The organism is Mesorhizobium sp. L-8-10 (genome assembly GCF_016756635.1).
Taxonomy (GTDB): Bacteria; Pseudomonadota; Alphaproteobacteria; order Rhizobiales; family Rhizobiaceae.
Genome location: NZ_AP023263.1, coordinates 3,988,148 through 4,010,324, shown reverse-complemented (window position 1 = coordinate 4,010,324; position 22,177 = coordinate 3,988,148). Strand labels below are relative to the sequence as shown.

Sequence of the window (22,177 nt, the reverse complement as noted above, 5' to 3'; positions counted from 1 at the left end):
GATCGCCGATCTTCAATCTGATTTGCAGCCCCTTGGAAATCCCTCCGATTCAAGACAAGATCATCCCGTTCCAGCTTTGGGGAGACTCCGATGGAAGGCCACGAGCCGTTCTTACGCGAGGCGATCGCGCTCTCGAAATCCGCAATGGAACGCGGCGACGAACCGTTTGGCTCGGTGCTGGTGAAGGACGGCGAAGTGATCCTGCGCGCCGAAAACAGCGTCTTCACCGGCCACGATATGACGAACCACGCCGAGATGAACCTGATCAAACTGGCGGCGCAGCACTACGACCCTGCTTTTCTCGCTGACTGCACGCTCTACACAAGCACGGAGCCGTGCGCGATGTGCTCCGGGGCGATTTACTGGTCGGGCATCGGGCGTATGGTGTTTGCGTGCTCCGAAGCGCGGCTTGGCGAGATCGCCGGGATCGGGTTGAACGTGCCGAGCCGGGCGGTGTTGCAAACCGGCGCGCGCATCGTCACTGTGGTTGGCCCGAACCTCGAAGACGAAGCGGCCGAAGTACATCAGGAATTCTGGCCGAAGCATCTGGGCAAGGCTTAGCCCGGAGTCGAGAGACGCCATGGGTGAAGCCGAGCGATCGGCATAGAGGCGTGGAGATTGTCTCCATGCCCCTATTTCACGTCAACACGCTCGGCCCCAGGCTGGCACCTTGCTTCCCTACTCGGCCGCCACCTTCGCCATCGGGTTGTTGGGGTGCGTGGTCCAGTTGGCGTAGACCGACGAGACCTGCTGGCCCGTGCGCTTGTCGAGCGCGCCGGCAGCGAGCGGCTCCATGGTGATGCAGCCTTCCACCGGGCAGACATTGACGCAGAGATTGCAGCCGACGCACTCTTCCTCGATCACCTCGAAATGGCGCTGGCCATTGACGAGGCTGGTGATCGCCTGGTGGGACGTGTCCTCGCAGGCGATGTGGCAGCGGCCGCATTTGATGCAGGCGTCCTGGTCGATGCGCGCCTTGGCGACATAGTTGAGGTTGAGATACTGCCAGTCGGATACGTTGGGCGTTGCGCGGCCGACGACGTCGTCGAGCGAGGCATGGCCCTTGGCGTCCATCCAGTTCTTCAGCCCCTCGATCATCTCCTCGACGATCTTGAAGCCGTAGGTCATGGCCGCGGTGCAGACCTGCACATTGCCGGCGCCGAGCGCCAGGAACTCGGCCGCGTCGCGCCATGTGGTGACGCCGCCGATGCCCGAGATCGGCAGGCCGCGGGTTTCGGGATCGCGCGCGATCTCGGCGACCATGTTGAGCGCGATCGGCTTCACGGCCGGTCCGCAATAGCCGCCATGGCTGCCCTTGCCGTCGATCGACGGCTCCGGCGAGAAGGTGTCGAGATCGACCGCGGTGATGGAGTTGATCGTGTTGATCAGCGACACCGCGTCGGTGCCGCCGGCCTTTGCGGCCCGTGCCGGACGCCGGATATCGGTGATGTTCGGCGTCAGCTTGGTGATGACGGGCATGCGGGTGTTGGCCTTGCACCAGCGCACCACCATCTCGATATATTCCGGCACCTGGCCGACCGCCGAGCCCATGCCGCGCTCCGACATGCCGTGCGGACAGCCGAAATTGAGCTCGATTCCGTCGGCTTCGGTCTCTTCTACGACCGGCAGGATCGCCTTCCAGCTTTCCTCCACGCAGGGCACCATGAGCGAGACGACGAGCGCGCGGTCCGGCCAGTCCTTCTTGACCTGCTTGATCTCGCGCAGATTGGTCTGCAACTCGCGGTCGGTGATGAGCTCTATGTTGTTGAGGCCGAGCAGGCGGCGGTCGGCGCCCCAGATCGCGCCGTAGCGCGGACCGTTGACGTTGACGACAGGCGGCCCCTCCTCGCCAAGTGTCTTCCAGACCACGCCGCCCCAGCCCGCCTTGAAGGCGCGCACGACGTTGTAGGCCTTGTCGGTGGGCGGCGCAGACGCCAGCCAGAAGGGGTTCGGAGACTTGATGCCGACGAAGTTGTTGCGGATATCAGCCATGATCATGCCCTCCCGTTCGCGGTGAGCGCGCGGTGGATGGATTCGGCCGCGTCGCGTCCCTGCGCGACCGCCGAGACGGTCAGGTCGTCGCCGCCGACGATGCAGTCGCCGCCGGCCCAGACCTTGGCCAGCGAGGTGCGCCCCTCCTCGTCGACCTTGATGCGGCCGCCTTCGAGCCCGATGCTGGCGCCGCTGCCGTTCAGCGCCGCCGGCTCGAAGCTCTGGCCGATCGCCTTGAACACCTGATCGGCCAGCAGCGTGACCGTCTCGCCGGTGCCGCCGAGCTTGCCGTCCTTCAGGGCAGTATATTCGAGCTCGATTGCCGCGACCTTGCCACCTTCCGAAACCACCCGCTTCGGCTGCAGCCAGTGCCGGATGCCGACGCCGTTGGCGGCGGCCAGGTCCTGCTCGAATTCCGAGGCGTTCATATGTTCCTTGCCGCGGCGGTAGCAGATCGTCACCTCCTCGGCGCCGAGCAGCTTGGACTGCACGGCCGCATCAATCGCGGTCATGCCGCCGCCGATCACCACCACGCGGCGGCCGACCGGCAGGCTGCCCAGATCCGCGGCCTGGCGCAGCTCGGCGATGAACTCGACGGCATTCTCGACGCCTTCGGCATCCTCGCCCTCTGCGCGCAGCGCGTTGACCCCTGCGAGGCCGATCCCAAGGAACACCGCGTCGAAAGCGGCCGTCAGCTCGGAAAGGTGGATGTCGCGGCCGAGCGCCCTGCCATGCTCGATCTCGATGCCGCCGATCGCCGTGACATAGTCGACCTCGGCCTGCGCAAAGTCGTCGGTGCTCTTGTAGGCGGCGATGCCGTATTCGTTGAGGCCGCCGGATTTTGGCCGCGACTCGAAGATGGTGACCTCGTGCCCGTAGCGCGCCAGGCGGTGCGCGGCGGCGAGGCCCGCCGGCCCGGCGCCGACAATTGCGACCTTGCGTCCGGTCGCCGCGGCCCGTTCGTAGAACTGCTTGTGCTGCCGCATCGCCGTATCGGTGGCGTAGCGCTGCAGGCGGCCGATCTGCACCGGCTTGCCCTCCGCCGTCTCGCGAACGCAGACTTCCTCGCACAAGGTCTCGGTCGGGCAGACGCGGGCGCACATGCCGCCGAGGATGTTCTGGTCGAAGATGGTCTTGGCCGAGCCGATCGGGTTGCCGGTCGCGATCTGCCGGATGAACATCGGGATATCGATCGATGTCGGGCAGGCCTGCATGCAGGGCGCATCGTAGCAGAAATAGCAGCGATCCGCCTCGACCAGCGCCTCGTGAGCGTCGAGCGGCGGGTGCAGGTCGGAGAAGTTGTCGGCGTATTGGGCCGGCGCCAGCCGTCCCGCCGCAATGCCGTGTTTGAAGAGTCCTTCCGCCATTGTCGGTATTCCCCATTTATCGGTTTTGACGCGAGGTTAGCACGTTCTGTTTTTTTATCAATCGGTCAAATTTCTTCGGAGCGAGATAAGTGACGGAAAATACTTGATTATTCAGATCATGTTTTGCCCGCGAGGTGGCATCGGAAGGTGGAGACCTATCGGGGATCCTGCGGCGGCATGGCCGATTTCCGGCGCGATTTCAGCGGATTATCGGCAAACTCCGAATCGTCTCGACAGCATTTGACAGCAGCTCGTGGAAGCGATTGGCGGCGCCTCGCCGGGCAGTTCGCCCCACTGGCACTGCCCCGTACGACGAGGCCGACGCCGGCGAATCCCGACGCGGACTGGTGGGAAACACATGGCGCACGATCGGGAAGACCCAGCCGCTGCCGGATGGGTCTTTTGCCTGACGCGGAATTCAGTTCATCGCCGCAAGGGCAATGTCGATATCAGGCGTGACGAAGCGGTCACCCCGCGACAAGAATGCGCACAGCGACATTGCCAGGCCGGCGGCCTATCGCGGCGCGAGCCTCTCAAGGTCACTGAGCCGCTTGAGCGCGGCCTGCTGCTGCAGCCAGCCGTAATTTATGCCGCCTGCGTTCAGAGAGCTTCCCGTCTGGAACGGATACTGATCGAAGTCCTGGAAGAACTCCTTGATCTTGCCTTGTATGGGCACCAGCAGCCATATGTTCCGAGCCAGGAAGTCGAGGGCGCCGCCGCCCTCTTCGAGACCACGCTCGTAGGGGTCCATCCGCAGGTTGGTGATCAATGCCCAGCTCGGCACCTCGCGCGTCGCCGTCGCGATATTGCCATGGCTCGCGGTCGCAAAGCTCAGCTTCCAATCGTTCCAGCGTATCGCGTTCAGATTGCCGCCCTGGTCGAAATAGTAGACTGCGTCGCGCGGAGGCTGCTCGGCCTCTCCCTTCAGGAGCCCGGTGAGATCGAAGCCGTCGAGATGCACCTTGAAGCTCTTTGTCCCCGCCTGGAAGCCCTGCTTCATCTGCTCCTTGATGTCGGGAATGCCGGCTGCCGCCGCGAACGTCGGCAGCCAGTCCATGAGTGTCACAGGTTCGTTGATCTGCGTGCCCGGTTTCACCACGCCCGGCCAGCGCACCATCATGGGAATACGCATGCCGCCTTCCCATGTCGTTCCCTTTTCGCTGCGGAACGGGGTCATTGCACCGTCCGGCCAGAGCGCGATCTCGGCCCCGTTGTCCGTCGTGTAGATCACGATCGTATCCTCGGCGATGCCGAGATCATCGAGTTTCTTCAGGAGTTGCCCCACATGCCCATCGTGTTCGGCCATGCCGTCGGCGTGGATGCCCATGCCCGTCTTGCCCATTGAATCCGGCTTCAAATGGGTGAACACGTGCATGCGGGTTGAGTTGAACCAGACGAAAAAGGGCTTCTCGGCCTGGTGCTGGCGATCGATGAAATCCACGGCAGCGGCCAGGAACTCCTCGTCGACCGTCTCCATGCGTTTCGTGTTGAGCGGTCCAGTATCCTCGATCTGGCCGTCCGCACTGGATTTGATGACACCGCGCGGGCCAAATTTCTCACGAAACTCTGGGTCCTTGGGATAAAAATAGCCCTCCGGCTCCTCCTCCGCGTTGAGGTGATAAAGGTTTCCGAAGAACTCGTCGAAGCCGTGATTGGTCGGCAGGTGTTCGTCGCGATCGCCCAGGTGGTTCTTGCCGAATTGTCCGGTTGCGTATCCCTTGGTCTTCAGGACGTCGGCGATGGTGGGCATCCAGTCCTGAATGCCGTGCGGATCGCCGGGCATACCGATCGTGAGCAGTCCGGTACGGAAAGGCTCCTGTCCCAGGATGAAGGAAGCCCGCCCGGCAGTGCAACTTTGCTGTCCGTAGGAATCGGTGAAGATCGCACCTTCGGCAGCGATGCGATCGATATTGGGCGTGCGGTAGCCCATCAAACCCATGGTGTAGGCGCTGATCTGCGGAATGCCTATGTCGTCGCCGAAGATCACCAGGATGTTGGGCATCTTGCCGCTGGGGGCGGCAGCCTGCTGCTGGGCACGCGCCCTGTCGACCGCCGTGGTCGACGCCACAAGCGAGGCCGCCGCGAGCGCGGTGCCCCCGAGCAACATGCTCCGGCGGTTCAGTTCGAGCTGAGCCGTCTCCTGCTCGCCGGCGGGAATTTCGGGATGACTAAGCTGGTTCATCGCTTGCTCCTTCAGGTGCGCATGTTTGCTGGTCATCGTGCCCGCACGTCGAAGAGCTCGCGCGGCAATTGAGGAAGTCTGCGCGCCGATTGTCATGGTTTGGGACGGCCCTATCAAGTTGGCCCAAGGGTCAACATGAAGCGAATGATGAAGCCCGTCCGAAACTGTATGGGGACGAGCAGCGGGGTGTTTCAGCCGCAACGGGTTCCTCTTGCTATGACCGCGGCGATCCCAGTTCTTTCAACCGTTCGGCGGCAAGACGGATCATCTCGCGCCTATCGGATCAACTTGATGGGACACGATCGGCCGTCACGGCTCCCCTGCCCCGATCTCATCCCTGCGGCGCGCGACATAGGCTTCGAGCGCCTCGCGGATGGCGGGGTCCATCGGCGGCTGCCGGTATTCTTCGAGCGCCTTCTTCCAGAGGCCGGTGGCGCGAGCCGTGGCATCGAGCGCGCCCGCCTCGGTCCAGGCTTCGTGATTCTGCCAGTTGGAAAGCAGCGGGCGGTAGAAGGCGTCGGCGTAACGGGAGAGCGTATGCGCGTCGCCGAAGAAGTGCCCGCCCGGCGGCACGCGGGCGAGCGCATCGAGCGCCAGTTCGTTTTCGTCGACCGCGATCGGTTGGAGAAATTCCATCATGTGCTGGATCATCTCCACGTCGATGACGAGCTTCTCGAAGGAGGCCGTCAGCCCGCCCTCCTGCCAGCCGGCGGCGTGATAGACGATATTGCCGTGGCCGAGGACGGCTCCCCAAAACGCCATCATCGTCTCGTAAGCGCCCTGTGCGTCGGCTGCGTTGGAAGCCGAGCCCGGCGTCGTGCGATAGGGCAGCCGGTAGCGGCGCGCGAGCTGGCCGGATGCGACGTTGGCCTTGGCGTTCTCCGGCGTGCCGAAAGCCGGCGCGCCGGTGCGCATGTCGACATTGGACGTGAAGGCGCCGTAGATGACAGGAGCGCCGCGGCGGACAAGCTGGGTGAGCACGATGCCGAACAACGCCTCGGCATTCTGCTGGGTGAGCGCGCCGGCGAGCGTCACCGGGCTCATCGCCCCCATCAGCGTGAAGGGCGTCACGCAGACCGGCTGGCCGGCCTCGCTCATCGCCATCAAGCCGTCGAGCATCGCCTCGTCGAAGCGGCGCGGCGAATTGACCGAGATGATGGTGGCCACCGCCGGATCATCGCGCAAAGCCTCCGGTTCGAGCCCGCGGGCGATCGCCGCCATATGGATGCCGTCGCGGGCCCTGCCCGCGCCGATCGCCGAGACGTGGAACGCCTTGTCGGTGAGCGTCAGGTTGGAAAGATAGGTGTCGAGATGGCGCGTATTGGCCGGCAGTTCGACCGGCGCGCAGACCTGGTTGCCGAGCATGGTGATGCAGTTGAAATGCTGGGCGAGCCGGACGAGGTCGTCATAGTCGCGCTTGTTGCCGGAGCGGCGGCCGCGCTCGCGGTCGTGCACATTGGGCGGACCGGCGACCAGCGTGAAATTGACGACGTCGCCGCCGACATGGACGGCATGCGCCGGATTGCGCGGGGTGAGCGTGAAGCTTTGCGGCGCCGACGCCAGCGCCTCGGCGGCAAGACCCCGATCGAGCCGCACCACCCGCGACGACCGGTCGACATCGGCCCCGGCCTTGGCCAGGCGGTCAAGCGCCGATGCGTTCATCACCTCGATGCCGAGATCCTCCAGGATATGAAGCGATGCGAGATGGATGGCCTCGACCTGGTCGTCGGAGAGCAGCGCCATCGGCGGGTAGGGATTGCGCACGATCCGCGGCGGCAGCTGCGGGATCGTTTCCCCCGCCCTCCTTTGCATACGCTCGGCGCTGCGTCTGCTGCGGTCCATGCCGGCATCGAAGCACCGCAGTCGTCCGTGCGTTGTCGGAATTTCGTCACCACAAGCGCTTTATTTCAGCTCAAACGCCAGACGGACATGGAATGATCCCGATCGCCAGCCCGATGCATGACGCGCAAGGGTACCGACTTGCCGCCGCCAAGGGTTTTCGAGCAGCCCTGCCGGCATGGTCGCTGCGCCAATGCAGGCTTCTTCGCCATCGGAGAATCCGTACAGCCCCCAATCCTCGGGAAGCAGGACTCCGCTGTGGGACAAGTCGGGCCTTCCCTTGACAACGTCCCCACCACCGCACCAACCTGACAAAGTTGAAGTTGGGAGTTTCCGAGTGGCGCGCAAGCTGAAATCGCCGATGCCTGGGAGGCTGCCCCGAAAAAAACTGACGCTTCCGACCTCCTGGCCAGCAGCCGGAGATGGCGAGACCGCAAGTCCAGCCATCGTCGCCGCGCCATCGTCGGCCGAGGCCAGGGGCTCGTCATGACAATCAGACGTATGCGCGGCGGGCTGCGGGGTAACCTGCCACCGCGGTTCTCCGACCGGAAGGATGCCGCCTGATGGAACACGAAGCAGCGATCAACCCCGCGGCGCCCCACCACCTGCCGTTCTTCATCGCGGCACCCGGGCAGGCCGACGTGCTTTTCGTGGCGACGGGCATCGCGGTGCTGCTCGCCGTGGTCGGTATCGGCATCTTCTACTTCAAGCTCCATGCGCTTCCCGAGCAGATGGCGCATCGCGGCCAGAAGGTGCAGTTCGAGATCGTCGCGGTGCTGGCGCTCATCGCGCTCTTCACCCACAACCATGCGTTCTGGATCGCCGCACTGCTGCTCGCCCTCGTCCCGCTGCCTGATTTTTCGACCCCGCTGAACTCGATGGCCCAGTCGCTGGGGCGGATGGCCGGGCGCCGCGAGCCTGACGCGCCGGCGCAAGCCGACGAACCCGCCGTTCCGGCGGCCGCAGCGGCCGAGCCACTGCCGCTCGAGCAGAAGAGGGCCTGAGCCATGCTGGAACTGTTCCTCTGTTCGATACTGACGATCCTGCCGGACTTCCTCTACCGCCGCTTCGTGCAGGGCAAGCGGCTCGGCCGCGAGATCACCTTGTTCTCCGTCTGGTATGAACTGCGCTGGGGGATCACCCTTTGCCTGATCCTGACCGTCAGCCTGATCACCACGATCTTCTACTTCCATCCCTCCACCAAGGCCGCCACCTCCATCTTCCGCACCGTCACCATCCTGCCGGAGACCAACGGCCGCGTGGCGGAAACCTTTGTCGAGATCAATCAGAAGGTGGCAAAGGACCAGCCCCTCTTCCGGCTGGACAGCACCGCGCAGGAGGCGGCCGTCGAGACCGCCAAGCGCCGGATCGCCGAGATCGACGCCACCATGGTCGTCGCCCGGTCGCAGCTCAAGGAAGCGGACGGCCGGATCGCCCAGGCGCGCGGGGTTCTGCGGCAGGCGCAGGACGAGTACGATACCCGCGCCGAACTGTTCCGGCGCAATCCCAACGCCATCCCCGAGCGCGAAGTCGAGCAGGCGCTGGTCAGGGTCGACACCCAGCAGGGCGTGGTGGACGCGGCAATGGCTTCCCGCGAGGCCATCGTGTCGCAGATCGACTTCCAGCTCCCCGCCCAGAAGGCCAGCGCCGAGGCCGCGCTGCACCAGGCGCGGGTCGACCTCGAAAAGACCCTCGTCGTCGCCGGCACCGACGGCATTGTCCAGCAGTTCGCGCTCAGGCCGGGCGATGTCGTCAACCCGATGCTCCGGCCCGCCGGCATCCTGGTGCCCGAGCGCAAGGTCACCGGCCTCATCGCCGGTTTCGGGCAGATCGAGGCGCAGGTGATAAGGCCCGGGATGGTCGGCGAGGTCGCCTGCATCGCCAAGCCCTGGACCATTGTCCCGATGGTGGTGACGGAGGTTCAGCACGTCATCGCCAGCGGCCAGATCCGTCCGACCGATCAGCTCGTCGACGTCGGGCAAATGGCGCGCCCCGGAACGATCACCGTCATCATGCAGCCGCTTTTTGCGGGCCAGCTCGACGATCTGCCCCAGGGCAGCAGCTGCATCGCCAACGCCTATACCAGCAACCACGACGCGCTGCAGGACCCCGACATCGGCGCCTTCCGCGCCTTCGTGCTCCACGCGATCGACGCCACCGGCGTGGTGCATGCGATGATCCTGCGGATGCAGGCGCTGCTTCTGCCGATCCAGACTCTGGTCCTGGGCGGGCACTGATCGCAGCAACAGGGGCATCCTGTCGGAACGGACGCGCATCGGCTGGCAAAGAAGCGATTGCGCTGCACGCTCATTCGCCGGGACGGGCTCGCGTCGAAATCACCATCCGCGCGAATGCGCCCGTGCAGGGCGCACGCACAAAAGGCCCACCCCTTTCAGGATGGGCCTGTTGCCTGAGGCGGAACTCAATACATGGCCGCGTTGCCACTCTCGCCGACAGGGATGAACAGAGCGTTACCGCACGGGGCCGAATTGGAAGGAAACGGCAATTTTCGCCAACGTCCAGGCGAGACGGGGCAGTTGATGGAGGGCGAGGCCCGGCTGGACACCCAGGCCGCCCGGATGTCACCTGCCGCCCCTTCCGCTTCCACCGTCCTTCCACCCCTCCCACCGCGGCGGGAGGCGTGGGGCCGAATCGTTAACGGATGTCTAAAGACTCCCTTTAAGTTTTTCGCCTAGACCTCGCCCAATGCGTGGGGCGAGTTTTAGTAAAATTGTACCGGTCATATCACTGCTTGCGCTGTCGGCCTGCGCAACGCCGCCGCGCCACATCAACGACATCTGCGCCGTTTTCGACCAGCGCGACGGCTGGTTCGACAACTGGCAGCGGGCGGCCAAGCGCGCCGAACGCAAATATGGCATCCCCACCCATGTGCTGATGGCGACGGTGCGCAAGGAATCGGGCTTCAAGGCCAACGCCCGGCCGCCACGCACGAAGCTCTTCGGCTTTATTCCCTGGAAACGCCAGTCGAGCGCCTACGGCTACTCGCAGGCCCTGAACGGCACCTGGGCGCAGTACAAGCGCGAGACAGGCAGTTTCGCCGCGCGCCGCAACGACTTTGGCGACGCCGTGGATTTCGTCGGCTGGTACCATTCCAAGACCGTCGACGCCTACGGCGTATCGCGCAACGACACCTATCGGCTCTATCTCGCCTACTATTCCGGATGGGGCGCCTACAAGCGCGGCAAATGGGACGCCGGCGTGCAGCGCTACGCACGCGACACCGAAAAAATGGCGCAGCGCTACGCCACACAACTGCGCCGCTGCGGCTCCTGAAGAAGTTTGGCCGGAACGGAACCGGCGGAGCGAAGCTGGAGGTCAGCCGCGTGGGCGGCCTTACGGCTGCTGCCTGATCACTTGCCTGCTTCGGTGCCTGGCGACGCGAGGCTCTCCCCCGTCGCAGGTCCGACCAGCGCCTCGACGTGACGGGCGTAGTTTTGCCTGGTGTTCTGATCGACGATTGCCGCCGGAGCGGCGACAACCAGGCCCGCGGCGGTTCCGACCGTATGTGCAGCCCCCGCGGTCGCAGACACGATCGTGTCCCCGAGCCCCAGCCGATTGTCGGTCAATGTCTGGCCGGTCGAGAGGCGGGTACCGATCAGTTGGACGATCTCGGGCGACTCCGCGAACTTGCTGTGATGCAGATCGTCGCCCGCCTTGATTTTTGTGAGGTCCAGGACCGTAATGTCGTTCGCTGCGAGTTCTTCCCTGTACGGCGGCTGTTCCGGATCGACAGCTCCCAACCTGGAGACATTGCCCCAGACGCGCCGGGAAACGGCCAATGCGCGATCGTCACGCGACACAAAGAGCGTGAAATGAGGTCGCCGCTCGCCCATGTCGGCAATCTGTGAACGAAAGACGTCGACGTCCACGTCAGGCGCCGCCAGCATGACATTCTTGAATTTGGCCGGCAGCCCGTCGTTGCGGATGGCCATCTGGCGCAAGGATTCGAGCGCAAGCCAGTTGCCCATGGAATGGGCGAGGATCGAGACCTCTTTTACCTCCGGATCGCGTGCCAGATACTGGAACAGCTGCTCGACCGCATTGCGGGTGTAGTTCGTGCTTTCGCGGTCATAGCCGTAGGCGAGCAGGCTGCCGCGCGATGGCCATGTCGCGAGCACGGGGACGGTGCGCGCATTCGAATCGTGAACGATCTGAGCGAAGCGAAAGACGGCATCCTCGAACTGGTTGTTGAATCCATGGATGAAGACGAGAACGCTGCGATCCGGGCTCTTGTGCACGGCGGCGTTCAGCCACTTCTCGGCCGTCTCCCGATTGATCTGCTCGGCTTTGACCGCCGCAAAATCCGTCGCCGGGTTCGGCGGAAGCCGGCGCGGCCAGGCGACCTCACCGACCTTGCGAACGCTGCTGGGAGGAATCGATACGGTGATCTCGGCAAAGGCCGGTTCGAGCGCACGCTCGCCGCTGAACATTTCGCCGGGGTTTTCGGAACGATCGCGCATGGTCGTGACAAGCATCTCGACCTGGCTGGCCGACGGCGAAGCCGCCACGGGTTGCAGCACGCCTGTCGGGCGGCTGGCGCACGCCGCCAGCAGGGCAGTGGACAAGGCTGCAATCGCCAGCGCGCCGAACACGCCTCGCCGAAAATGACCCATTGTCGGGCGGACGGCTGAATTGCACTCCATATGGACACACGCCCTTTCCCGAAATACGCGCACGTCCCCCTGTACACGGAACGGTCGTAGGAACGCCAATGCCCCGATTCTGAATTTCGCGATACCGACCTCGGAGCGAATTTCAGAACAAAAGGGGCATCGGCAAACTATCGATTCCAAGTGTCAGTTTGATTTCGAAGTTCGCCTCCGAGCTCGATATCAAATCATGCGAACTTCGAAATCACGACACTAGAAGTTGATCGTCAGTCCTGCGATCGGGCCCTGCTCCACCGCGTCGAACAGGAAGTCGTCGCTGCTGTAGTTCACGCCCAGCGCACGGTAGCCGAGGGTCGCCGAGAACCTCTCGTTGATGTTGTAGCCTATCGCCGCCGCGACATCCCAGTCGATATCGGCACCGCCGGCGCCGACCAGCCCCCAGCCCGTGGCATAGAATTTGGGGGTGAAGGCGTAGTTGCCGCGAATACCGACCAGCCCGTCGACCCAGGTCGCCCCGTCGCTGCGCGTCACCCCGTCGAGGAATGCGCCGCTGAACGAGATATCGGTGTCGACCGACCAGACCCGCATGCCGGCGACGACATCCAGCCGGCCCGTCGGACCTTCCAGCACGGAATAGCCCGCGCCGGCCAGCCCCGCGAAAGTCGAGGCCTCCACATTGACGCTGGTCGCCAGGATGCCGCGCGGCGTCGCACGGCCGGAGGAAAGCTGCGTGTAGATCAGATCGCCGAACAGGCTGAATCGCCCCTTGCGTGCCTCACCCATCAGCATCGCGGCAAAATCAAGATTGTCGAGGATGTCGCTGAAGCTCGCGTTCATGTCGACGACAGGCAGACCGAACTGGGAGGTCTCGCCGGAGAGACCCGCTGCCCAGAAATAGGGCGTGACCGAAAATGTCCATCCGCTCTCGGCAGCGGGCGGCGTTTCGGGGGTCAAATCAGCGCCAGCCGCCGGGATCGCCCAGAGAAAACCACAGACAAGGAAGGCCTTTTTCAGACTCTTCATAACAATTCCTTCTCAAGAAAATCATGAATCACGTCATCATTAGATCTAATACATAACTATCGCAATTTCATCACAAACTCCGTCAATCCCTGCCAACAGCATGATGGTCATATTCGTTGAGCGCAATCCTGACTTCGCGTCCGAGCGTGATAAGCGCGACCGATAGCAGAAGAAGGGAAAGCGTGAACAGCCCGAAACGAAACTCGCGACCACACCAAGTAGGAAGAACGGGGCGATCGCGTATGAGATCACCTGAGAAATCTGGTCGGGGGACGGAGCACTGAACCGGTCATTCAGCACGGCGGGTGACTACTTCCGTTGCAAAAGGGCCTAGAGCATTTCCGCTTTTCTCCGAATCGCGGAAATGCTCTATCTTCTTGTTTCTACGCAATTCCGGACGCAAGACTGCTTCACACTTTTGCTGGAATTGCTCTAGCTTTTTCCGCCTTGCGCACCGCACTATCCCCTGAACCTGGGCCTCAGTAGCAGGGCGGATACGGGTAGAAGCCGCACGCGGGCCGCACGTAGGGATGATAGTACGGGTGATAGTAGTAGGGAGCCGCCACCGCAGCGGCGCCGGCAGCCGCACCGGCGTACCAGGCTCCGCGATATGCCGCCCGTCGTGCCGCTCCGGCGAAGGAAAGCGGTGTGAAGGGCATGCCGATGATGTCGATGAACGTCGAGGCAGGACCATCGCCGCCGTCAAGGCTCCCCTCCAGAACGTCGACGTCGAAAGTCAGCGTCTCGCCCTCCAGTTTCGGTGTCTTGAGCGTGACGACGGCGTCCAGGACGGAACTGCCGTCCTTGCTGAGAACCGACACGGTCGCGTTCGGAGGGTCCTTGGCAAAGCTGTCGCTGCCGACAGCCCACTCCTCGAGGAGATGGGCCGTAAGCACATGGCCCGCGGCGCGCACCGGACGGTCGGCGAACATGATGGAATTCGGCGACACGCCCGACAGAACGAGCTTGCCGCCGGCAAGACTCGCTCCCTTGGAGTTGAGCACGATCAGGGCCGGCTCGATCTTGGGTTTCGCGGCGCCGATCGATTTCGTCGCAGGGGCAGAAATAGCGTCCTGCGCGAGTGCGGTGCCGCCCGATAACGCGATTCCGGCAACCGCCGTCACCGCGAGCATCATGGTTCTGATTGCCATGGGTCTGTTCTCCTTCAATTGAATGGGCGGCACTTCTTCACTCCTCTGACGAGAGCGCCACGCGTCGATCAGGCGCGTGGCACCCTCTGATCTCGGCATCAGCAAGGTGCCGCAAAAGCAAGCCTATGCCGGGATCAGTCGGCTACCTCCACCGGCGGGATCGTCCAGGTTCCGTCGATGATCGATGGATCGTTCTCGTTCGGCCAGTACAATCTCATCATGAGGAAGAACTTGCCCGCCGGCGCGGGCAGCCAGTTCGCTTCCTTGTCGGCGCCCGGAGACACGTTCTGCAGATAGAGATCCAGCGATCCGTCGGCGTTGTATTTCAGATCCTGACGAGGGCTGATCGAGTAGCGGTTGATGGGGTTCGCAACGAAGAAGAAGTTTTCGTCATACATGGTGATGGACCAGAAGCCCGAGACCGGCGGCGTCTGGCCTTTCGGGAAATGGATGACGTAGTTCCTCCGGCCGTCATAGGAGCGGCGATGGGCATCCTTCTCCGACGTCGGATAGACCGCATCCTGAGGGCGGTTGGCGCCGAGCCCGATGGCAGTTATCAGAGCCCGCATGAGATAGTCGGTTCCGTACAGCCCTGTCTTCGTCGTGAAGGCCCAGCCGTTGATATCCTTCACCTGGCTGTTGATCTTGAACTGCAGCATGATCCGGTCGAAGCCGATCGTCGGCACACGTTTGTGGAAGTCGGCCCTCAGCTTGCTGGCGTCGAAATCCTGGCCCGCGACAAGCCCGATCCGCGCGAAGCGCTCCAGCGCGGGTGCGTCCGCGTCGGACGGCGGATTTGCCTTCATCAGTTCGGCAAGGAGCGTGAAATATTCGACCGCGTCCATCCGATTGACCTGGTCGCGCACGGCGGTCTTCATGTCGATCGACGGATCGACCTTGCCGGGCGGAGGCGTGTAGTCCTTGCCGTAGGCACTGAGCGGCACCAGCTTGAACTCGTCCTGAAGGGCATGCACCGCCGCGTAATCTTCGGGCGTACCCGTGCAGTAGATGCGGCCCAGCAACCAGACAATGTTGGTCGGAGATTCGTATCGGGTCACGCCTTCAGGGAGCGTTCCGGTCCAGCCGGGGCCCGTGATGGCATAGGTCTGGGCGCCGGTTCCCGTCGTGCGCTTGCCCGGCACCTGGAAGACATTCGTCCATCCATCGAGCATCGGCAGAAGGAAATACCGCCCTTTCATATCAGGCACGCTGAGCACATAGGGCTCCTTGCCGACATCGAAAAAGGCGGTCGTGTAGAGCGTGTCGGCATTCGGCGCCGTCACGTCCCTGAACGAAGCGTCGGGATATTGGCGCAACTTGATGATATGCCCCATCGGGGCGCGGGTACCGACAGCCTCGGCGACATTCGTCATGACGCGGCGGGTCATCTCCATCGTCACCAGCGGATAGCCATAGATATATGCGTCGGTGGCTATCCAGAATTCTTCCAGGTCCTCGCCGATATGCAGGGCTCCATCGCCCAAGTCCGCACGCGCAAGGGAAATCGACGACGCGCTGGCAAGCAAGCTCAGGCCAGCAAAAGTCAGAGTTCGACGGGTAATGTTCATCTTTGATCTCCGGGAGGGAAACACCGGTTGCACCCTGCTGTGCCGGGGACCACCTGAGGAGGTATCTTACCGTACGTTACATGAAATAAGCGTGCCCAGGATAGCCCCGGCATGACCCGCAAAAGCCCGCCCCCAGGGCGATCATCCGCCTGCAAGGGCAGCAGGTTTCGGCATAGCAGCCGGTTGCACAGCCGAGGCCTGCAGCAAGCAGCCGGAGCAATCGGCGTCATCGAGGGGGAACGATATGTGATCGGGTGACCGCCTGCTGCTCCTGCAGAGCAGCATCAACCTCGCGCGCCAATCGCTCCACCAGGTCCTGCCACTCGGCCTTCCTCGCAGCACGGATCGGCAACGGCAACTGGTCGACCCTGGAAAGCGCAGCCTCCGCTTCCGCCAGTTCCTCGCACATGTCCCGGAAATTCTGATCCGCCACGATCATTCGGCGGATGGTCAGCTCAAGTTCAGGAAACCGGCGAAGTGCCGCCGACAAGGCTGCCCGACTGCTTTCCGGTACAATCTTCATCTCGCGATCCGTTGATTGACCATTAAAATCGCGGACACTTGCAGGGGCCAGCAACGATATGTAATTTACATGGACAATCATGTAACTTATGAAGAAATGCGGATTCGATCCGCGAGCATGGCAGACGGGGGAAGTCTTGTGATCCGCGCGGAAACTACCCCCGGAGGAGAAAGCGACGTATCGGTCGAGAACTGTCGCGAGCAACTCGAACGTATCCTGAACAGCGCAGAGTTTGACGCGACCGATCGCGAACGTCGGTTTCTCACCTATGTCGTCGATGAAACCCTGGCGGGACGCAGCAGCCGCATCAAGGCCTATTCGATTGCAGTCGAAGTGTTTGGCCGCGACGCTTCCTTCGACCCGCAGGCGGACCCGATCGTCCGTGTCGAAGCCGGCCACCTCCGCAGGGCGATCGAACGATATTATCTGACCGCGGGGCAGGCTGATCCCATACTCATCACCATTCCGAAGGGCGGCTACGTCCCGAATTTCTCGCTGCGTTCGATTCCCGATCCCGTCGCCGAAGAGCCGGCCGCGACGCCCGCTCGCGCACAGATGGAGCGGCGGTGGCGAGACCATCCGTCGATTGCCCTGGCCGCAGCGATATTCGTCGCGGCCGCGATCGTGCTGGCCTGGCTGGGTTATTCGTCCCGGCTCGGTCCAAGCAAGCCGGAAGTCCCGCGGTTGCTGGTGGAGTGGTTCGACGATCTGACCGGAACGGATGAGTCCGCCGCCCTTGCCCGCGGGCTCACGCAAGAGGTCATCAGCCACCTCTCCAAGTTCAAGGACATCGTCGTTGTCCAGTCGCCGGCCTCGGCGACGCTGCCGCAGGTACGATATGTGCTTGCGGGAAGCGTGGACCTGTCTGCCGATAGGTTCCGTTTTCGGGTCCGCATGCTCAACAGAGCGGACGGCTCCGTGCTTTGGGCGCAAAGCTACGACGGAGCGACAACGGTACCCGGTCTTCTGAAAGCCCAGGCCGACGTCGCCCAGAACGTGGCAACGAGCCTGGCGCAGTCCTATGGCGTCATCTTTCAGGCGGACGCCCGGCTCGTCGTCCCCAACCCTCCTGACAACTGGGCCGCATATTCCTGCACGCTTTCCTACTATGCCTACCGGGCCAACTTCGATCCGGCGGCTCGTTCATCGGTGCGCTCCTGTCTCGAGAAGGCAGTCGAGCGCTTTCCCAACTACGCGACGGGCTGGGCGCTTCTATCGCAGACATACATCGACGATGTCCGGTTCCGTTATCCGTTCGATCCCGCCTGGTCGCCGGCGTCACTGGATCGGGCGCTTGCCGCCGCCCGGCGGGCCGTGGAGCTGGAACCGCTCAGTATCCGGGGTCTGCAGGCGCAGATGTTCGCACTCTATTTCAGAAGGGAGTTCGATGCGGCGCGCCGCATAGGCAGCCGCGCTATGGCGATCAACCCGAACGACACCGAACTCATGGGCGAGTACGGCTATCGGCTGGCATTGTCTGGAAACTGGAACGAAGGGTGCGCACTGGTCGCAGAGGCGCGTGAGCGCAATCCAGGGCCTCTTTCGTATTATGAGGTTGGACTGGCCCTTTGCTCGTATTTCAGCGGCGACCACCAGCAGGCCGCAGTGTGGATCAGGAAAGCAGACGTTTCAGGCAACGCACTCTATCACGCGATTGCAGCTGCGATATTTGCGGAAGGAGGTCTCAAGGCCGACGCCGAACGCGAACGGGCCTGGCTCGTTGAGCATGAGCCCGATCTGGTGAGGAATCTCGCCGAAGAGACTTCGTTACGGTTTGCCCGGTCTGAAGATGTCGAGATGTTTCTCGGATCTCTGAAGAAGGCAGGGCTGGAATTCCCCGGCGTAGTCTCCGCAATCGCACATTGATACAGCGCCGATTGGCTCTGTGGGATACAGTTATTTACCTTCACAACAGAGGGGACGACGGGTCATCTGAACCACAACCAGCAATCGGAGAGAGAGATGACGACCAGACGACACCTCCTGCTGGCGGCCATGGCCGCCACCGCGGCGGCAACGGTCAGGCCGAGCCAGGCCGAGGCGGCCGATGACATGGCCGACTTCCTGTTCGTCCAGACGGCGGACGCAATGACATTCGACAAGGCGTCGAGCAAGCTGACGCTGAAGGATGTGGGCGCGACGACGCTGTTCTTCTCCGATCGCCCTGACCGCATTGCCGGAAACATGGATACGGCAGCGTTCATCCCGTTCTGGAGCACGGGCAAGGACAGCTTCCTTTCCGACCCGCCGAATGCCGACCTGTCGATCCTCGAAGGCAGCGAACTCACACAGGTCGTCGTCGTACTCGAGAACCCGGAGTTGAGCGGCAACGATCTGACCTACACGGTAAAGGTTGTCGGCGGCGAGATGCCCGAGATGGGCTCCGAGGTATCCGTCTTCATCGACATCATCGGCATGCCACGGACACCGCTGTCCTATGCTGGCGTGGCACGGCGCGGCTACCGCCGGGCATTCCTGTACTAGGAGAAAACGAAGGAGCGTCAATCCGTGCGAGTGCCAAGCCTCCTCATTCCCGCCCTGCTTGTTTGCACCACCGCTTCGGCGCAAGACGATGCTCAGGACCTTGCCAAGAAACTGTCCAACCCGGTCGCCTCGCTGATCAGTGTACCGTTCCAGTTCAACTACGACAGTGGCTACGGGCCGAACGACGGCGACAAAGCCTACGTCAATGTGCAGCCTGTCGTCCCGATCACGCTCAATGACGAGTGGAACCTTATTTCCCGGACCATCCTGCCGATCGCCTGGCAGAACGACATAGCAGGACCGTCCGGCGACCAATTCGGGCTCGGCGACACCACCCAGAGCCTGTTCTTGTCGCCTGCCAAACCGACCGAGTACGGCATCATCTGGGGTGCCGGTCCGGTCATCCTGTTGCCTACCGCAACCGACGATCTGCTCGGAGGTGGAAAATGGGGCGCGGGGCCGACGGCGGTCGTCCTTACCCAGCGTGGGCCATGGACCGTTGGCGCGCTCGCAAACCACATCTGGTCATTCGCCGGCGACGACGATCGCAGCGCTATCAACTCCACCTTCCTGCAGCCCTTCGTCGCATACTCGACCAAGGACGCCTGGACTTTCACGCTCAACACCGAGAGCACCTACGACTGGGAAACGGACCAATGGTCGGTTCCGATCAACTTCCAGGTGGCGAAGCTTGTCAAGATCGAGAAGCAGCCAGTCAGCCTGTTCGCCGGACTTCGCTACTGGGCCGAGAGCCCCGAAGGCGGGCCTGACGGCATTGGTGTGCGGGCAGGCGTCACGCTGCTGTTCCCGAAGAGATGAGACGAGAGGAACGGGCCATGAAGCCAATCCATTGCCTTCTCGCCACGTTGATGACGATGTTAGCCAGAGTTATCCGTCACCCGCCGCCGAGTCCGATGCCGATGGTTCGACCACGGTCTGGTTCGCGCCTGAGCAGCCATGGGGCGTCCCGCGCGGCAACTGGATCCAGACCGACCCGAAGTAGGGCAGGTTCACGATCCTGCGACTCTACAGCCCGCTCGAGCCCTTCTTCGCCAAGGAATGGCGGCCGAGCGAGATTGAACTGGTCAGGCGGTAACTAGATCCGCCAGCTTGGACTTGCGATCGATGAGAACACCAAAGGAGGTACCAACCATGCATAGGTTGCGCGGAAAAACTGCGTTGCTTGCTTCCGTTGCCACCCTGCTTGTTCTGGGCTCCGCCCACGCCCAGGAGAGGCAGGCATATTTTGGCGAGACCCATGTCCATACGAGCTGGTCGTTCGACGCCTATATCTTCGGCAATACACTTACCGGTCCAGCGGACGCTTTAGCCTACGCCAAGGGGCAGCCGATCAAGCATCCGCTCGGCTACGACATCAAGATCGAGACGCCGCTGGACTGGATGGGTGTGACCGACCATTCCGAATATGTCGGTACGGTACGCCTTGCCAACGAGCCGGGCTCCGCAATCGCCAAGCTGCCGATCGCCCAGAAGCTCATCGTCCGCAAGCCGGAGGACGTCCAGCGCATCTATCTCTGGCTCGGCTCGACCATCACCGAGAACAAACCGATCAAGGAATTGATCTCTCCAGAGGTGGCCGGAACCGTCTGGAAGGAGAACGTCGCCATAGCGGACAAGGCCAACGAGCCGGGCAAGTTCACGGCGTTCTGCTCGTACGAATGGACCTCGACGCCGAACAACCGGAACATGCACCGGAATATCTTCTTCCGCGACTGCGCCAAGGTCCCGGAATTGCCGTACAGCTCCATCGATTCCGACAAACCATCGGATCTGTGGGCCTGGATGGACCAGCAACGCGAAGCCGGCAACGAGCTGCTTGCCATCTCGCATAATGCCAATCTGTCGGACGGACACATGTTCCCGACCGATATCGACGAGAAGGGGCGTCCGATCGACGCGGCTTGGGCGGCGTCGCGCGACCGCAACGAACGACTGACGGAAGTCAAGCAGATCAAGGGTGCCTCCGAAACGCACCCGACGCTTTCACCGAACGACGAATTCGCCAATTTCGAGATCCTCACCTACCTGCTTGGTGATCCGGCAGGGCGGTTCCCGCATGTTGCGGGCAGCTATGTCAGGCAGGCGCTGAAGGACGGCCTGTCGATGGCCGAGGCGCGTGGCTACAACCCCTACAAAATGGGCTTCGTCGGCGGTTCCGACTCTCACAACACAGGCGTTCCGTATCGTCAGACGAACTTCTTCGGCGGCCACGGCAAGGCCGACGGCGATGTGAAGCAACGGATGTCGGGTTTTGTATTCGCCGGGCTCGACGTCCGGCTCGAAAACCCGGCCGGCCTGACCGGAGTGTGGGCCGACGAGAATACGCGCGAATCCCTGTTCGACGCGATGCAGCGCAAGGAAACCTTCGCCACCAGCGGCCCGCGCATCAAGCTCCGCTTCTTCGGCGGGCCCGACTGGGCCAACGTCGCCAACGAAGCGGATTGGGTCAAGACGGCCTATGCGGGAGGCGTGCCGATGGGCAGCGACCTTGCGCCGCTGCCCGGCGGTCGGGCGCCGTCCTTCATTGCCTGGGCTGTCAAGGACCCGACCTCGGGCAATCTCGACCGCATCCAGATCGTGAAGGGCTGGACGAAGCACGGCCAGAGCTTCGAGAAGGTCTTCGATGTCGCCTGGGCGGGCAATCGCACGCCCGACCCCTTCAGCGGGCAGGTCCCGCCGATCGGATCGACCGTCAACCTGGTCAACGCGACCTATACCAACACCATCGGCGCGGTTGAGCTTAAAGGCGTCTGGACCGATCCCGAGTTCGATCCGAGCCTGGACGCATTCTACTATGTCAGGGCTCTCGAAATCCCGACCCCGCGCTGGACGACCATCCAGGCCGCGGAGCTGGGCGTCGCGCCGCCCGACAATGTGGCGGCGACGATCCAGGAGCGGGCATGGAGTTCGCCGATCTGGTACGCGCCGACCAGGGAGATACGCGAGGCGGCGGCCAAGGGCATGACCGTGGCCGACCTCAGGCAGCAGGGTGCCACGGCTCTCGACGATGCAGCCTTGAAAGACCTTATCGTCGGCAAGACCACCTGGGTAAGAAACACCCCGACAGGCGAGGTCTTCAGCATCTCCTGGACCACGTCGGGCCAACGGCTCATCAACAATGTGGGCGGATCGCTGCCTCAGCCGAGCGAAGTCGGCGACGTTCTGCATGGCGGCCTGCTGGGCAGCGGAACCGCTTACGAGATCAAGGACGGCGCCATCGTGACCACCATCGACAACACGCCGTACGAGGTGAGGGTCTACAAGCACGGCGACAAATACGTTGCCGCTCGCAGCAACGAGTTCGGCTTTGCCAACTACGAGGTGGTGGCGATGCCGCAGGTTCTCGACCCGCTGGATCAGCAGAAGTCGCCGTTCTGAGGCACCACGAAAGCCGGC

The 22,177-nt window shown here is 63.0% G+C and carries 17 protein-coding genes and 1 pseudogene; 9 read left to right on the top strand and 9 right to left on the bottom strand.

What is annotated here, in order from left to right; translation table 11 throughout:
• The first annotated feature begins 90 nt into the window (after positions 1 to 90).
• Positions 91 to 561 carry a nucleoside deaminase gene (locus JN280_RS18435; protein ID WP_202314130.1) on the top strand — a complete coding sequence of 157 codons (471 nt, stop codon included), beginning with the start codon at positions 91 to 93 and terminating at the stop codon, positions 559 to 561.
• A gap of 117 nt (positions 562 to 678) precedes the next feature.
• On the opposite strand, the gene preA is transcribed toward JN280_RS18435, so the two are convergent.
• The 4 genes from preA to JN280_RS18415 form a co-directional block, all read right to left on the bottom strand.
• On the bottom strand, positions 679 to 1,992 hold the full coding sequence (preA, locus tag JN280_RS18430; RefSeq protein WP_202314128.1) for an NAD-dependent dihydropyrimidine dehydrogenase subunit PreA: 1,314 nt from the start codon (positions 1,990 to 1,992) through the stop codon (positions 679 to 681).
• Positions 1,993 to 1,994: 2 nt separating this feature from the next.
• Positions 1,995 to 3,359, bottom strand: coding sequence for an NAD(P)-dependent oxidoreductase (locus JN280_RS18425; protein WP_202314126.1), 1,365 nt, complete (start codon positions 3,357 to 3,359; stop codon positions 1,995 to 1,997).
• A 514-nt stretch (positions 3,360 to 3,873) separates the two neighbouring features.
• Positions 3,874 to 5,466, bottom strand: a complete 1,593-nt coding sequence (locus tag JN280_RS18420) for an arylsulfatase (protein WP_446720848.1) — start codon at positions 5,464 to 5,466, stop codon at positions 3,874 to 3,876.
• A 384-nt stretch (positions 5,467 to 5,850) separates the two neighbouring features.
• Positions 5,851 to 7,383 (bottom strand): trimethylamine methyltransferase family protein, encoded by a 1,533-nt coding sequence (locus tag JN280_RS18415; RefSeq protein WP_202314124.1) that lies wholly within the window; start codon positions 7,381 to 7,383, stop codon positions 5,851 to 5,853.
• Positions 7,384 to 7,943: 560 nt separating this feature from the next.
• On the opposite strand from JN280_RS18415, the gene JN280_RS18410 reads away from it, so the two are divergent.
• The 3 genes from JN280_RS18410 to JN280_RS18400 all read left to right on the top strand — a co-directional run bounded on the left by JN280_RS18410 (position 7,944) and on the right by JN280_RS18400 (position 10,674).
• Entirely contained in the window at positions 7,944 to 8,384 is a 441-nt protein-coding gene (locus tag JN280_RS18410) for a hypothetical protein (protein WP_202314123.1), read from the top strand.
• A 3-nt stretch (positions 8,385 to 8,387) separates the two neighbouring features.
• Positions 8,388 to 9,617, top strand: a complete 1,230-nt coding sequence (locus JN280_RS18405; protein WP_202314122.1) for an HlyD family secretion protein — start codon at positions 8,388 to 8,390, stop codon at positions 9,615 to 9,617.
• Between the two features lie 469 nt (positions 9,618 to 10,086).
• Entirely contained in the window at positions 10,087 to 10,674 is a 588-nt protein-coding gene (locus JN280_RS18400; RefSeq protein WP_202314121.1) for a transglycosylase SLT domain-containing protein, read from the top strand.
• Between the two features lie 77 nt (positions 10,675 to 10,751).
• Here JN280_RS18400 and JN280_RS18395 read toward each other — a convergent pair whose 3' ends face one another.
• The 5 genes from JN280_RS18395 to JN280_RS18375 form a co-directional block, all read right to left on the bottom strand.
• Positions 10,752 to 12,014 carry an alpha/beta hydrolase gene (locus JN280_RS18395; protein ID WP_202314858.1) on the bottom strand — a complete coding sequence of 421 codons (1,263 nt, stop codon included), beginning with the start codon at positions 12,012 to 12,014 and terminating at the stop codon, positions 10,752 to 10,754.
• Between the two features lie 249 nt (positions 12,015 to 12,263).
• On the bottom strand, positions 12,264 to 13,034 hold the full coding sequence (locus tag JN280_RS18390) for a hypothetical protein (protein WP_202314120.1): 771 nt from the start codon (positions 13,032 to 13,034) through the stop codon (positions 12,264 to 12,266).
• 479 nt (positions 13,035 to 13,513) lie between these two features.
• Positions 13,514 to 14,185: a hypothetical protein gene (locus JN280_RS18385; protein ID WP_446720735.1), complete on the bottom strand. Its 672-nt coding sequence runs from the start codon at positions 14,183 to 14,185 to the stop codon at positions 13,514 to 13,516.
• Between the two features lie 134 nt (positions 14,186 to 14,319).
• Positions 14,320 to 15,753: a DUF1254 domain-containing protein gene (locus JN280_RS18380; RefSeq protein ID WP_202314119.1), complete on the bottom strand. Its 1,434-nt coding sequence runs from the start codon at positions 15,751 to 15,753 to the stop codon at positions 14,320 to 14,322.
• A gap of 226 nt (positions 15,754 to 15,979) precedes the next feature.
• A complete protein-coding gene (locus tag JN280_RS18375) occupies positions 15,980 to 16,276 on the bottom strand; it encodes a hypothetical protein (protein ID WP_202314118.1) in 297 nt (98 codons plus the stop codon).
• Positions 16,277 to 16,291: 15 nt separating this feature from the next.
• Between JN280_RS18375 and JN280_RS18370 the strand changes: the two genes are divergently transcribed.
• The 5 genes and pseudogenes from JN280_RS18370 to JN280_RS18355 all read left to right on the top strand — a co-directional run bounded on the left by JN280_RS18370 (position 16,292) and on the right by JN280_RS18355 (position 22,159).
• A complete protein-coding gene (locus tag JN280_RS18370; protein WP_244743397.1) occupies positions 16,292 to 18,142 on the top strand; it encodes a hypothetical protein in 1,851 nt (616 codons plus the stop codon).
• Between the two features lie 96 nt (positions 18,143 to 18,238).
• Complete coding sequence (locus JN280_RS18365) at positions 18,239 to 18,760, top strand: hypothetical protein (RefSeq protein WP_202314117.1); 522 nt, start codon at positions 18,239 to 18,241, stop codon at positions 18,758 to 18,760.
• Between the two features lie 45 nt (positions 18,761 to 18,805).
• Positions 18,806 to 19,579 (top strand): transporter, encoded by a 774-nt coding sequence (locus tag JN280_RS18360; RefSeq protein ID WP_446720847.1) that lies wholly within the window; start codon positions 18,806 to 18,808, stop codon positions 19,577 to 19,579.
• Positions 19,580 to 19,640: 61 nt separating this feature from the next.
• Positions 19,641 to 19,856: pseudogene (locus JN280_RS39490) on the top strand (DUF1214 domain-containing protein); the annotation flags it as partial.
• A gap of 83 nt (positions 19,857 to 19,939) precedes the next feature.
• Positions 19,940 to 22,159 carry a DUF3604 domain-containing protein gene (locus JN280_RS18355; RefSeq protein WP_202314112.1) on the top strand — a complete coding sequence of 740 codons (2,220 nt, stop codon included), beginning with the start codon at positions 19,940 to 19,942 and terminating at the stop codon, positions 22,157 to 22,159.
• The last annotated feature ends 18 nt before the right edge of the window (positions 22,160 to 22,177 follow it).